This window comes from Streptomyces phaeofaciens (assembly GCF_014648915.1).
In the GTDB taxonomy this organism is placed as follows: domain Bacteria; phylum Actinomycetota; class Actinomycetes; order Streptomycetales; family Streptomycetaceae; genus Streptomyces; species Streptomyces phaeofaciens.
In genome coordinates this window covers 73,321-87,008 of record NZ_BMSA01000016.1, presented here as the reverse complement: position 1 = coordinate 87,008, position 13,688 = coordinate 73,321, and the positions used below count along the sequence as shown (strand labels likewise).

The 13,688-nt window shown below is 72.5% G+C and carries 9 protein-coding genes; 6 read left to right on the top strand and 3 right to left on the bottom strand.

Features of this window, described 5'->3' with window-relative positions:
• Positions 1-10 precede the first annotated feature (10 nt).
• The 6 genes from IE275_RS25395 (at position 11) to IE275_RS25370 (ending at position 9,225) form a co-directional block, all read left to right on the top strand.
• Entirely contained in the window at positions 11-1,060 is a 1,050-nt protein-coding gene (locus tag IE275_RS25395; RefSeq protein WP_189713725.1) for an ABC transporter permease, read from the top strand.
• Complete coding sequence (locus IE275_RS25390) at positions 1,057-1,980, top strand: carbohydrate ABC transporter permease (RefSeq protein ID WP_189713724.1); 924 nt, start codon at positions 1,057-1,059, stop codon at positions 1,978-1,980. The genes IE275_RS25395 and IE275_RS25390 overlap by 4 nt, the downstream gene beginning before the upstream one ends.
• Before the next feature lie 168 nt (positions 1,981-2,148).
• Positions 2,149-4,332, top strand: a complete 2,184-nt coding sequence (locus IE275_RS25385) for a 1,4-beta-glucanase (RefSeq protein ID WP_189713723.1) — start codon at positions 2,149-2,151, stop codon at positions 4,330-4,332.
• Positions 4,329-6,296, top strand: a complete 1,968-nt coding sequence (locus IE275_RS25380) for a beta-galactosidase (RefSeq protein ID WP_189713722.1) — start codon at positions 4,329-4,331, stop codon at positions 6,294-6,296. The genes IE275_RS25385 and IE275_RS25380 overlap by 4 nt, the downstream gene beginning before the upstream one ends.
• On the top strand, positions 6,293-8,476 hold the full coding sequence (locus tag IE275_RS25375; RefSeq protein ID WP_189713721.1) for a glycosyl hydrolase family 95 catalytic domain-containing protein: 2,184 nt from the start codon (positions 6,293-6,295) through the stop codon (positions 8,474-8,476). Before IE275_RS25380 ends, IE275_RS25375 begins: the two co-directional genes overlap by 4 nt.
• A 35-nt stretch (positions 8,477-8,511) precedes the next feature.
• Positions 8,512-9,225 carry a glycoside hydrolase family 12 protein gene (locus IE275_RS25370; RefSeq protein ID WP_189713720.1) on the top strand — a complete coding sequence of 238 codons (714 nt, stop codon included), beginning with the start codon at positions 8,512-8,514 and terminating at the stop codon, positions 9,223-9,225.
• A 28-nt stretch (positions 9,226-9,253) separates the two neighbouring features.
• On the opposite strand, the gene IE275_RS25365 is transcribed toward IE275_RS25370, so the two are convergent.
• The 3 genes from IE275_RS25365 to IE275_RS25355 form a co-directional block, all read right to left on the bottom strand.
• Positions 9,254-10,435 (bottom strand): sulfotransferase family protein, encoded by a 1,182-nt coding sequence (locus IE275_RS25365; RefSeq protein WP_189713719.1) that lies wholly within the window; start codon positions 10,433-10,435, stop codon positions 9,254-9,256.
• Positions 10,436-10,532: 97 nt separating this feature from the next.
• Complete coding sequence (locus IE275_RS25360) at positions 10,533-12,581, bottom strand: glycoside hydrolase family 31 protein (RefSeq protein ID WP_189713718.1); 2,049 nt, start codon at positions 12,579-12,581, stop codon at positions 10,533-10,535.
• An 83-nt stretch (positions 12,582-12,664) separates the two neighbouring features.
• The gene (locus tag IE275_RS25355; protein WP_189713717.1) at positions 12,665-13,678 is read right to left on the bottom strand and encodes a LacI family DNA-binding transcriptional regulator; all 1,014 of its coding nucleotides are present in this window, start codon (positions 13,676-13,678) and stop codon (positions 12,665-12,667) included.
• Positions 13,679-13,688: the final 10 nt, after the last annotated feature.

Here is a 13,688-nt window from a genome sequence, read left to right as displayed (position 1 = left end):
GAGAACGGCCGTGTCCCACAGCACGGTGCCTCGGAGCGGGACCGAGGCAGACGAGCCGGGGAAGTCCCCGGCGCCGCCCGGCGCCGCCGGTCCCCCCGGCACCACCGGCGCCCGGGAGAAACGACCCTCCGGGAAGCTGAGCCTGCGCCTGCGGCTGCGACGCGACCGCGTCCTGCTGCTGATGACCCTGCCGGCCGTCGCGCTGGTCCTGCTCTTCAACTACATACCGATCCTCGGCAACATCGTCGCGTTCCAGGAGTACGACCCGTACATCAGCGACAACGGCATCGTCTCCATGCTGCACAGCCCCTGGGTGGGCCTGGAGAACTTCCGGCGCATCTTCGAGGACTCGGCGTTCTGGGAAGCCGTCACGAACACGCTGGTGCTGTTCTTCCTCCAGCTGGTGCTGTACTTCCCGGTCCCCATCCTGCTGGCCCTGCTCATCAACAGTGTGGTCAGGCCACGGGTGCGGGCGATCTCGCAGGCGATCCTGTACCTGCCGCACTTCTTCTCGTGGGTGCTGGTCATCGCGGTCTTCCAGCAGCTGTTCGGCGGCGCGGGCCTGCTCTCCCAGCTGCTGCGGCAGCACGGCTACGACGGTCTCGACATCATGACCGACCCCGAGACCTTCAAGTACCTGATCACCGCGCAGAGCGTGTGGAAGGACGCGGGCTGGGGGATCATCATCTTCCTCGCCGCCCTGTCCTCCGTCCCCACGGACCTGTACGAGGCCGCCGCGATGGACGGGGCCGGACGCTGGCGCCGTATGTGGCACGTGACGCTTCCCGCGCTGCGGCCGGTGATCGCGCTGCTGCTGGTGCTGCGGGTCGGTGACGCGCTGACGGTCGGCTTCGAACAGATCCTGCTGCAACGCGACTCCGTGGGGCCGGGCGCGGCGGAGGTCCTGGACACCTTCGTCTGGTGGAACGGCGTCCGCAACCAGGACTTCGGCTACGCGGCCGCCGCCGGTCTGGTCAAGGGCGTGGTCAGCCTCGGGCTGGTCCTCGCCGCGAACAAGGTGGCCCATCTCATGGGCGAGCAGGGGGTGTACAAGAAGTGAGCGCCGTGATCGAGAAGTCCCGCCCGTGGAGCGCTCCGCCCAGGCCCGCCTGGGAGGAGGAGCCCAGCAGGGCCGGCCTGGCTGGCAAGGGGCTCGTCCTCGGACTGGCCTGCCTGGGGATCCTCTTCCCCCTGTGGATCGTGGTCGTCACCAGCCTGTCCTCCCGCAGGACCATCGACGAGGCGGGCGGGCTGGTGATGATCCCCCAAGGCATCACCTTCGTCGCCTACCGGGAGCTGCTGAGCGGCGGGCAGGTGACCAGGGCGGCGGTGATCAGCATCCTGATCACGCTGGTCGGCACGGTGTTCTCGATGGCCGTGTCGGTGCTCTGCGCCTACGGCCTCTCCCGCACGGGGTCGCTCGGCCACCGCTGGCTGCTGATGATCCTGCTGGCGACGATGTTCTTCAGCGCGGGCCTGATCCCGACGTACCTGCTGGTGCAGTCCCTCGGCCTCATGGACAGCTATCTCGCGCTGATCCTGCCGAGCGCGGTGAGCGTCTTCAACATCCTGGTGCTGCGGGGCTTCTTCATGGGGATCTCGCAGGAGCTGACCGACAGCGCGCGGATCGACGGGGCGGGGGACCTCCGGATCCTCTGGCAGATCGTGATGCCGCTGTCCCGCGCGGTGCTCGCCGTCATCACGCTGTTCTACGCCGTCGGGTACTGGAGCGCCTGGTTCAACGCCTCGCTGTACCTCAACGACCAGGACATGATGCCGCTCCAGAACGTCATGATCCAGCTGGTCCAGAAGCAGGAGGCCCCGGTCGGGCTCGGCCAGGCCATCAAGACGGGCGAACTGTCGGGGCTGGCCGTGCAGATGGCGGTCATGGTGATGGCGCTGCTGCCGGTGGCCGTGCTCTCGCCGTTCGTCCAGAAGCACTTCAAGAAGGGGATGCTCACGGGGGCCGTGAAGGGCTGAGTCCCGGGTGCGGGTGCGTGGGGCTGATCGCGCAGTTCCCCGCGCCCCTGGGTGGGTGCGGTCACGCCCGCCGTATCGGGAACCGCGGTACCCCGTCGACGCGGGCGAGTGAACCCACCCTCCCCACAGCAACCCACGTCCACCACTCGACCCTCCCGAGGTGCCCCCATGCACGTGACCCGCCGCACCGTCCTCGCCGGCGCCGCGGCCGCCGCCGCGCTCACCACGCTCCCGGCGGTCCGGGCCCCCGCCCACGCCGCCGGGAACGCCGCCCCCGCCTACCGCTGGCGCAACGCCGTGATCGGCGGCACCGGCTTCGTCACCGGCGTCCTCTTCCACCCCGCCGTCCGCGGCCTCGCCTACGCCCGCACGGACATCGGCGGCGCCTACCGCTGGGACGACCGATCCGCCCGCTGGACCCCGCTCACCGACCACCTCGGCTGGGACGACTGGAACCTCCTCGGCGTGGAGGCGCTCGCCGTCGACCCGACTCATCCGGACCGCCTCTACCTCGCCCTCGGCACCTACGCCCAGTCCTGGGCCGGCAACGGCGCCGTCCTGCGCTCCGAGGACCGCGGCGCCACCTGGACCCGCACCGACCTCACGGTGAAGCTCGGCGCCAACGAGGACGGCCGGGGCGCGGGGGAGCGGCTGCTCGTGGACCCCCGGGACAGCGACACGCTGTGGCTGGGCACCCGGCACGACGGACTGCTCAAGTCCACCGACCGGGGCGCCACCTGGGCCCGCGCGACCGCCTTCCCGGCCACGCCGAGCGCCACCGGCCAGGGCGTCACCCTGCTCGTCGCGGCCGGCCGTACCGTCTACGCCGGCTGGGGCGACTCGGACGGCACCACCCCGAACCTCTACCGCACCGCCGACGGCACGGCCTGGGAAGCCGTGCCCGGCCGGCCCGCCGGCACCTCCGCCAAGGTCCCGATCCGCGCCGCCCACGACCGCCACACCCGCGAGCTGTACGTGACGTACGCCGACGCGCCCGGCCCGAACGGCCAGTCCGACGGCAGCGTGCACAAACTGGCCACGGTGAGCGGCGGATGGACCGAGGTGACCCCGGTCCGGCCCGGCGCCGGCGACACCTTCGGCTACGGGGGCGTCGCCGTGGACGCCCGCCGCCCCGGCACCCTCGTCGTCTCCACCAACAACCGCTGGGCGGCCGTCGACACCCTGTACCGCACGACCGACGGCGGCCGTACCTGGACGTCCCTCAAGGACACCGCCGTGTTCGACGTCTCCGAGACCCCCTTCCTCTCGTGGGGCGAGGACCGGCCGAAGTTCGGCTGGTGGATCCAGGCGGTGGCCGTCGACCCGTACGACTCCCGGCACGTCGTCTACGGCACCGGCGCCACCCTCTACGGCACCCGAGACCTGACGCACTGGGCCCCGCGGACCCGCGGCCTGGAGGAGGCGTCGGTGGTCCAGCTGGTGTCACCCCCGGCCGGCAGGGCACACCTGCTGAGCGGCTCGCGGGACATCGGGGTGATGTACCACGAGCGGCTGACCGCGTCCCCGTCGCGCGGTATGGCCACGAACCCCGTGACCGGGTCGGCGACGGGACTCGCGCAGGCCGCCGCCAGACCGTCGTACGTCGTGCGGGCGGGATGGGGCGACCACGGCAACGGCGCCCGCTCCCACGACGGCGGCGTGACCTGGACGCCCTTCGAGACCCAGCCCGCCCTCGCCAAGGACGCGCCGGGGCCGATCGCCGCCAACGCCGACGGCGGTGTGCTGCTGTGGTCCTTCGTGCACTGGGACGGCACCCGGTACCCGGCCCACCGCTCGGCGGACGACGGCCGCACCTGGACCGAGATCCCCTCCTTCCCGAAGGGCGCCACGCCGGTCGCCGACCCGGCCGACCCGACGCTGTTCTACGCGTACGACACCGATACGGGACATGTACTGGCCAGCACGGACAGCGGCCGCTCCTTCACGGTGCGTGCGACCGGGCTGCCGGCCGGGGACAGCCAGTTCAAGCTGGTCGCGGCCCCGGGCCGGTCCGGCGACCTGTGGCTCTCCGCCAAGTGGAACGGGCTCTACCGGTCCATCGACGGCGGCGCGAGCTTCACCAAGGTCGACAGCTGCCGGTCCTCCTACACCCTCGGCTTCGGCAAGGCGGCCCCGGGCGCCGACTACCCGGCGATCTACCAGGTCGGCTCGACCGAGGCCGTCACCGCCGTCCACCGCTCCGACGACGGCGCGAAGACCTGGGTGCGGATCAACGACGACGCCCACCAGTGGGGCTGGACCGGCGAGGTCGTCGTGGGCGACCCGCGCGTGTACGGCCGCGTCTACCTCGCCACCAACGGACGCGGCATCCAGTACGGGGAGCCGGTGTGAGGCCGAGCCTGCGTGACGCCACCCGCGGCCGCATCCTCTTCGGCGGCGACTACAACCCCGAGCAGTGGCCCGAGAAGACCTGGCACGAGGACGTCCGGCTGATGCGGGACGCCGGCGTCAACTCCGTCACCCTCGGCGTCTTCTCCTGGTCCCGCCTCGAACCCGAGCCGGGAGCCCGGGAGTTCGGCTGGCTCGACCGGCTGATGGACCTGATGCACGAGGGCGGCATCGGTGTCGTCCTCGCCACCCCCACCTCCGCGCCGCCCCCGTGGCTCGGCCGGCTCCACCCGGACACCCTGCCGCGCACCGAGGACGGCCGCACCGAGTGGTGGGGCGGGCGCCAGCACTTCTCCCACTCCAGCGCCACCTACCGCCGGCACGCCGCCGCCATCACCGAGGACCTGGCCGCCCGCTACGGCGGCCACCCCGCGCTCACCATGTGGCACATCAACAACGAGTACTGCACGGCCGACCACGGCGACGAGGCGGCCGCCGCCTTCCGCCGCTGGCTGCGCGCCAGGTACGGCACCCTCGACGCCCTCAACACCGCCTGGGGCACGGCGTTCTGGAGCCAGGGCTACGACACCTGGGACGGCATCCTGCCCCCGCGCACCCCGCACTACCTGAAGAACCCCACCCAGGTGCTGGACTTCCGGCGCTTCACCTCCGACATGCTCCTGGAGTGCTGCGTCGCCGAGCGGGACATCGTCGTCCGGCACACCCCGCACATCCCGGTCACCACCAACTTCATGCCGCTCTTCTTCGGCCAGGACGGCTGGCGCTGGGCCGAGGAGGAGGACGTCGTCTCCGTCGACCTCTACCCCGACCCGCGCGACCCCCTCGGCCCCCAGCACGGCGCCCTCGTCCAGGACCTGACCCGCTCGCAGGCCCGCGGCCCCTGGATGCTGATGGAGCAGGCCGCGGGACCCGTCAACTGGCGCGGGGTGAACCACCCCAAGCCGCGCGGCCTCAACCGCCTCTGGTCCCTCCAGGCCGTGGCCCGCGGCGCCGACGCCGTCTGCTACTTCCAGTGGCGCCAGTCCCGTCAGGGAGCCGAGAAGTTCCACTCCGGCATGGTCGGCCACGCGGGGGAGCGGGGCCGCTCCTTCCAGGAGGTCAAGCGGATCGGCGCGGACCTCGCGGCCCTCGCCGGCGCGGTGACGGACACCCGCATCCGGGCGGACGTCGCGATCCTGCACGACTGGCACGCCTGGTGGGCCGGCGCCCAGGAAGGCCGCCCCTCCGCGCGGGTCGACCACGCGGCCGTCCTGCACGCCTGGCACCGCGCCCTGTGGGAGGCCCACCTCACCACCGACTTCGCCCACCCCGAGCACGACCTCGGCGGCTACCGGCTGGTCGTCGTCCCCCAGCTGTACGCGATGACGGACGCGGCGATCGACAACCTCGTCGCCCATGTCCGCGCCGGCGGCACCCTCGTCACCGGCTTCCTCACCGGCGTCGCCGACGAGGACGACCGGATCCGCCCCGGCGGCATGGACCCCCGGCTGCGCGACCTGTTCGGCATCCGTGTCCTGCACGAGTGGTGGCCGCTGGAGACGGGCGAGAGCGCCGACTGCGACGGCTTCCGCGGCACCCTGTGGTCGGAGGAGCTGGAGGCCGACGAGGACGCGGTGGAGACCGTCTACCGGGGCGGTGAACTCGACGGCCTGCCCGCCGTGCTGCACCGCGACCGCGCCTGGTACCTCTCGACGCTCCCCGAGCCCGACGCCCTGCGCGCCCTCCTGGCCCGGATCGCGGGCGAGGCGGGTGCCCGGCCCGTCCTGGACGGCCTGCCCGACCGGGTCGAGGCGGTACGCCGCGGCGACCTGCTCTTCCTGCTGAACCACGAGCGCGAACCGGTGACCGTCGCCGTCCCGGGCACCCACACCGACCTGCTCACCGGTGACCGGATCACCGACCGGGTCACCCTCGGCCGCTACGCAGTGGTGGTGCTGCGCGGATGAACCTCGTCCACGGGACCTGGGAACCCCACCCCGCCGCCCGCTGGGAGGACGCCTTCCTCAGCGGCAACGGCCACCACGGCGCCCTCGTGTTCGGCGATCCGAACGACGACCGTGTGATCGTCACCCATCACACCCTGGTCCGCCCCAACGGCGGCGAACACGCCCGCCCGCCCGAGCTGGCCGCCGAACTCCCCGCCCTCCAGGACCGGTTGCTCGGCGGCGACCTGCACGCCGCCGAGCACTTCACCGACCACCGCCCCCTCCAGTGGGTCCAGCCCTTCCACCCCGCCTTCCAGGTACGGCTGCGCGGCACACCCCCGGCCGAGCCGGGCCCCTACCGCCGCTCCGTCGACTTCGCCACCGGCGAGACCACCGCCGCCGGCGGCGACCGGACCAGCCGGGTCTTCGTCTCCCGCGCCGACGACGTGATCGTCCAGCAGGTCACCGGACCCGACCTGGACATCTCCCTGGACCACCGGCTTCCGGGCGCCCCCGCCGACCTCGCCGTCGGCCACGGCGCGGTCCTCACCCCGGACGGCGCCCTGCTCACCCTGCGCGCCCGCTACCCCGGGAGCGACCGCGCGTACACGGGCGTCACCCTCGTCGTGGTCACCGGGGGCAGCGCCGCCCTCGCCCTGCCCGGCGTGCGGATCACCGGCGCGACGTCGGTGCTGCTCCTCACCCGCGTACGCCGGCACACCGGCGACCTGGACGTCACCGCGCAGCAGCGCGCCCTCACCGCCCTGCCGCACTCCTACACCGCCCTCCTCGACCGCCATCTGGCCCTCCACCGCACCGCCTACGACCGCGTCACCCTCGACCTCCGCGCCGACCCGGCCGAACGTGCCCTCCCCGGCTCCGAGCTGCTGAAACGCGCACAGAGCCCGGCCCTCCTGGAGCGTCTCTTCGCCGCCGGCCGCTACCACCTGCTCTCCAGTGCCGGCCTCAATCCGCCGCGGCTGACCGGCCTGTGGACCGGCGACTGGGACACCGCCTGGTCCGGGGCGTTCACCAACGACGCGAACCTCAATCTCCAGACCGCGTCCGCCACGGCCGCCGCCCTCCCCGAAGTCACCGCCGCCCTCGCCTCCCTGATCCACCGCCAGCTGGACGACTGGCGGGAGAACGCCCGCGCGGTCTTCGGCGCCCGGGGCGCGGTCGCCCCCGCGCACACCGACGGCGAGTCCGGGCTGTCGTACCACTTCAGCCGTGAGTACCCGCTGCACCTGTGGACCGCCGGGGCCGACTGGCTGCTCAAGCCCCTCGTCGACCACGACGAGGCCCGTGGCGCGCGCGATCCGCGCACCGCCGCCGCGCTCGCCGAGGTCGCCCGCTTCTACGAGGACTTCCTCACCCGCACCGACGCCGACGGCCACCTCGTCGTCGTCCCCTCCTACTCGCCCGAGAACCGGCCCGCGAACGCCGGCTGGGGCGTTCTGGACGCGGCCATGGACCTCTCCGCCGCCCGGCACGCCCTGCGCACGGCCGCCGACTACCACCCGGGCCCGGACGCCGACCGCTGGCGCGCCCTCGCCGACCGCCTCCCCTCCCACCGGGTCAACGCCGACGGCGCCCTCGCCGAATGGGCCCGCCCCGGCCTCGACGACACCTACGACCACCGCCACCTCAGCCATCTCCACGGCGTCTGGCCGCTGGACGAGATCACCCCCTACGACACCCCGCGCCTCGCGGCCGCCGCCCACCGCGCCCTGGAACTGCGCGGCGCCGAGAACGACTCCGCGCACGGCCACCTCCACCACGCCCTGATCGCGGCCCGGCTGCGCGACGGCCACCGGGTCGCCCGCGCCCTCGCCGCCGTCCTGGACGGCGACTTCTTCCACGCCTCCCTGATGAGCGCCCACTACCCCCACCGTGACGTCTACAACGCCGACGCCGCCCACACCCTGCCCGCCGTGCTCATCGAGACGCTCGTCCACTCGACCCCCGACCGGCTGGTCCTGCTTCCCGCGCCCGTGACCACGCTCCCGGCCGGCGAACTGCGGGGCGTACGCACCCGGTTCGGCGCCGAGCTGGACCTCGCCTGGGGGCCCGACGGCGTACGGGCCGTCCTGAAGCCGCACCGCACCCACCGCATCGAACTGTGGACTTCCCCCGGCGGCGCACAGCCGCTCGACCTCGTCGCCGGAGAAGACCACGTCCTCACCCCGGGGACGTGGTGACCCGCGCAACTCCCCCCACCCATGGAAGGGACACCATGGCAACAGTCACGCTCGGCAGGGTCGCCAAGGCTCTGCTCGCCCCGGCCCTCGCGCTCGGCGCCACGATCGGGCTGGCCTCCGCGCCCGCCTCGGCCGCCGTCTGGAACTCCTGCGACCAGTGGGGCAACACGACACTGAACGGCTACACGCTCTACAACAACATCTGGGGCTCCGGAGCCGGCAGCCAGTGCGTCTGGGCGAACTCGGGCACGAACTGGGGCGTCTGGGCCAACCACCCGAACACCGGCGGCATCAAGTCGTACCCCAACTCCAAGAAGGTGATCAACAAGACGATCACCTCGCTCGGTTCGCTCACCAGCAGCTACAACGTCACGGTCCCGTCGTCCGGCGCCTACAACACGTCGTACGACATCTGGGACACGGACTACGACTACGAGATCATGCTCTGGGTGAACTACAACGGCGCCGTCGGCCCCCTCGGCACCTCGCAGGGCAACGTCACCCTCGGCGGCCACACCTGGACCGTCTACAAGGGCAGCAACGGCGCGAACGAGGTGTTCTCGTTCCTGCGCACGTCCGACTCGTCGTCCGGCACCGTCAACATCCTGCCGATCCTCAAGTGGATCAAGGACACCAAGGGCTGGTTCGGCAACGAGACCATCGGTGACGTGCAGTTCGGATACGAGATCACCTCGTCCTCGGGCGGACTGGACTTCGTGACCAACAGCCTCACCGTCAGCAGCAGCTGACACCGCGGCCGAGGCCGGCCGGTCGCCCCTACGGCCGGTCGACCTCGGCCCGCAGCGCGTTGTAGTCCGCGAAGGCCGCCTCGACGTCCGCACGGGTGAGGCCGTAACGGGCCAGGTCGTAGCGGTGCGGCCGGCTGCCCCTGGGGCGGTCGGCCACCTCGGGCAGCCGGGCCGCGTCGGCGTCGGTCCAGCGGGCGCCGACCGCCTCGTAGAGCTTCGGCGCGCCGGCGGCCGGGTCGGAGCCGAGCCAGGCGTACGGGACGTCGATCAGCGCCGCAGGGGGGATCGCGGCGCGGGCGGCGAGGCCGCGGGTCATGGAGCGGCTCAGCAGCTCCAGCCAGGTGGCGCCCAGCTCGCGCAGGTCCAGCGGGTCCAGGGTGAGGGCCATGCCGTGCTCGATCAGACTGCAGAACGACGGGACGACGGCCGCCGGATCGCGGTGCGTCCACACGATCGTCGCGTCGGGGAAGACCGAGAGCAGCGCGTCGAGGTGCTCGGTGTGCAGCGGCGACTTCAGGACCCAGCGGCGGCGCGGCCGGCCGTACTGCAGGACCTGGTAGATCTGCTTGAGGTACGCGTAGTCGGGGACGAAGTCCCGCTCGTCGAGCCGGGCCCGGTACGCGGGGATGCGGGCCTGGGACAGCGGCATGATCGTGTGCGGCAGGGCGAAGGTGCACTCGTCGGGGCCCTCGGCGGTCATCGGATGGATGTCCCGGTAGCGCGGGGAGAACAGCTCGATCGCGCCGACCATCATGCGCGCGGCCCCGACCGCCCGCTTCCGCCGCGCGGCCGTCCCCTGGAGGTCCGGGGTCAGCAACTCCCACAAGCGGGGACATCGGTGCTGCTCGGAGAGCGACAGCACGCCATGGGTGAGGGTCGTGGCGGTGCGCGGCAGGCCGACGACGAACACCGGCCGCTCGATGGGCTCCTCGGCGATCGCCGGGTGCTCGGCGATCAGCCGCCCGACGCGGGCCCGGTTCTCCAGGTGCCGGCGCACATGCCCCTGCGCCGACCACCAGCCGACCGGGGTGAGGTGCTCGTCCCGGGCCCAGTGGCGCAACAGGAACCGGAACTCGGCGCAGAACACCGCGTCCACCGGTCCGGCCGGGGCGGCCAGCCGGTCGAACGCGCGGTCGGGGCTGCGGCGGGAGGCGAATCCCGGCCGCAGCAGCAGGTTGGCGAGGGTGAGGGCGAGCGGGGGAGCGGACACGGGCGAACACCCTTTCGTGGCGCGACGGGGAGCTGAATGCCAGCCCTCTACCCCACCAACTTCCTTTTGCCACAAGGGTGTTCACACGTTACGACGACTATTCGGCCACCGGCAGCCGCGCCCCGTCCCGCAGGAACAGCGGGATCCGGTCCAGCGGCGCGTCGACCGTCACGGCCGCACCGCCCTCGTACGTCTCACCCGTCCACGCGTCCGTCCAGCGCGACCCCGCCGGGAGGTACGCCGTACGGTCCCTGGCCCCCGCCTCCAGCACCGGCGCGACCAGCAGGTCCCGGCCGAAGAGATAGGCGTCGTCCACCGACCAGGCCGCCCCGTCGTCCGGGAACTCCAGGAACAGCGGCCGCATCGGCGGCAGCCCCTCCTCGTGCGCCTCCCGCATGACCTCCAGCACGTACGGCTTGAGCCGCTCGCGCAGCCGCAGGTACTTCTCCAGGACCGCGCCCGCCTCCTCGCCGTACGACCAGACCTCGTTGGGGCCGCCGGTCATGTCCGGGCCGAGCGGCATGCCCGGGTCGCGGAAGCCGTGCAGACGCATCAGCGGGGACAGCGCGCCGAACTGGAACCAGCGGACCAGCACCTCGCGGTACGCCGGGTCGTCCGGGTCGCCGCCGTGGAAACCGCCGATGTCCGTGTTCCACCACGGGATGCCCGACAGCGCGGTGTTGAGGCCGGCCGCGATCTGCCGGCGCAGCGTCGGGAAATCGGTGCCGATGTCACCCGACCACAGCGCGGCGCCGTAGCGCTGACTGCCCGCCCACGCCGAGCGGTTGAGGGTGACGACCTCCTCGCCCTCGGCCCGCAGGCCCTCGTGGAAGGTGCGGGAGTTCTCGGCCGGGTACAGGTTGCCGACCTCCAGGCCGGGGCCCGCCCAGTACCGCAGGTTCTCCTGGAAGCCGGGCTTCAGCTCCGGCTCGCAGGCGTCCAGCCAGAAGGCCGTGATGCCGTACGGGACCAGGTAGTTGTCGCGGATCCGCGACCACACGAACTCCCGGGCTTCGGGGTTCGTCGCGTCGTAGAAGGCCACCTGGACCGTCGAGGCGACCTCCTTGTCCGGCCAGTCGGCATGCGCCATCGGGCCGTACTGGGTGCCGATGAAATAGCCGCGCTGCTCCATCACCTGGTGGTTCTCGCTCAGCGGCGACACCGACGGCCAGACACTGACCACCAGCTTGATGCCCAGCTCCTCCAGTTCACGGACCATCGCCGCCGGGTCCGGCCACTCCGACAGGTCGAACTTCCAGTCGCCCAGATGCGTCCAGTGGAAGAAGTCGCAGACGATCGCCGAGATCGGCAGACCACGCCGCTTGTACTCCCGCGCCACGGCGAGGAGTTCGTCCTGCGTCCGGTAGCGCAGCTTGCACTGCCAGAAGCCCGCCGCCCACTCCGGCAGCATCGGCGTCCGGCCCGTCACCGCGCTGTAGCGGCGCTGGCCGTCGGCCGGATCGCCCGCCGTGATCCAGTAGTCGATCTGCCGCGCCGAGTCCGCCACCCAGCGGGTGCCGTTGCCCGCCAGCTCCACCCGGCCGATCGCCGGGTTGTTCCACAGCAGCGTGTAGCCCCGGCTGGAGGTGAGCACCGGGATGCCCACCTCGGCGTTGCGCTGCACCAGGTCGAGGACCAGCCCCTTCTGGTCCAGCCGCCCGTGCTGGTGCTGGCCCAGGCCGTACAGCCGCTCGCCGTCGTAGGCGGCGAACCGCTGTTCCAGCCGGTGATGACCGTTGCCGACGGCCGTGTAGAGACGGGGGCCCGGCCACCAGAAGTGGGCGCGCTCCTCGGCCAGCACCTCACTGCCGTCGTCGGTGCGCAGAAAGCGGATCAGGCCCTCGGCGTCGACCTCGACGGTGAGCCCGCCGACGGTCAGCACCCCCCGCCCGTCCTCGGTCTTGATCGTGTACGGCGTCGGCGGCGCCGTCTCCAGCAGGGCGCCCGGCAGTCCGTCGAGCACGGGACCGCCGAGCCGGGCGCGGACCCGGACCGCGTCCGGCCCCCACGGCTCGATCCGCAGGGTCTCCTGACGGCCGCTCCACTCCAGGGCGCCGTCCCGTTCCCGGAAGGTGCCGACGGTGGGGGAGGACTGCGCGAGGCTGACGGTGCCCTGGCCGGGCTGGTTTTCGGCAGGCTGATTCACGTGGGGTGCTCCTGTGCTCCTGGAGGAGTGCAGACAAGGGCTGCCCCGGCCGGAGCGGGGGCAGTACGCGAGAGCGGGGTGGGTCAGGAGGCGGCCGGGGCCGGGCCCGAACTCGCCCGGACCGTCAACTCGGGTGCCAGCAGCACCACTTCGTCCGTGCCCCGGCCGTCCAGCTTGGCGATCAGATGGTCCACGGCGTGCCGGCCCATCTCCTGTGCGGGGATGGCCACCGACGTGAGCCGCACCGAGGCCTGGACGGCGACCTGCTCGGGGCAGACCGCGACCACCGACACGTCCTCGGGCACGGCCCGCCCCTGCTGGCGCAGCAGCGCGAGCAGCGGCTCGACCGCCGACTCGTTCTGGACGACGAACCCGGTGGTGCCCGGCCGCTCGTCGAGGATGCGGGCGAGGGTCAGGGCCATCGCGTCGTATCCGCCGTCGCACGGCCGGTGCAGCAGTCGTACGCCCAGCTCACGGGAGCGGGCGCGCAGTCCGTCGAGGGTGCGTTCGGCGAAACCGGTGTGCCGTTCGTAGACCGCGGGGGCCTCGCCGATGACAGCGATGTCGCGGTGGCCGAGCATCGCGAGGTGCTCCACGCACAGCGCGCCGGTCGCCGTGAAGTCGAGGTCGACGCAGGTCAGGCCGGTGGTGTCGGCGGGCAGTCCGATCAGCACGGACGGCTGGTCGGTGGCCCGCAGCAGCGGCAGCCGTTCGTCGTCGAGCTGGACGTCCATCAGGATCATCGCGTCGGCGAGTCCGCTGCCGGTGACCCGGCGGACCGCGTCGGGACCCTCCTCGCCGGTGAGCAGCAGGACGTCGTAGCCGTGGGCGCGGGCCGTGGTGGCCACCGCGATGGCGATCTCCATCATCACCGGCACGTACATGTCGGTGCGCAGCGGGATCATCAGCGCGATGATGTTCGACCGGCTGCTCGCCAGTGCCCGCGCGCCCGCGTTGGGGTGGTAGCCCAGCTGGCGGATGCTCTGCTCGACCCGCTGCCGGGTGGTCGCGGAGATGGACCGCTTGCCGCTGAGGACATAGCTCACCGTGCTCGCCGAGACTCCGGCGTGCTGGGCGACCTCGGCGAGGGTGACCATCCAGCTCTCC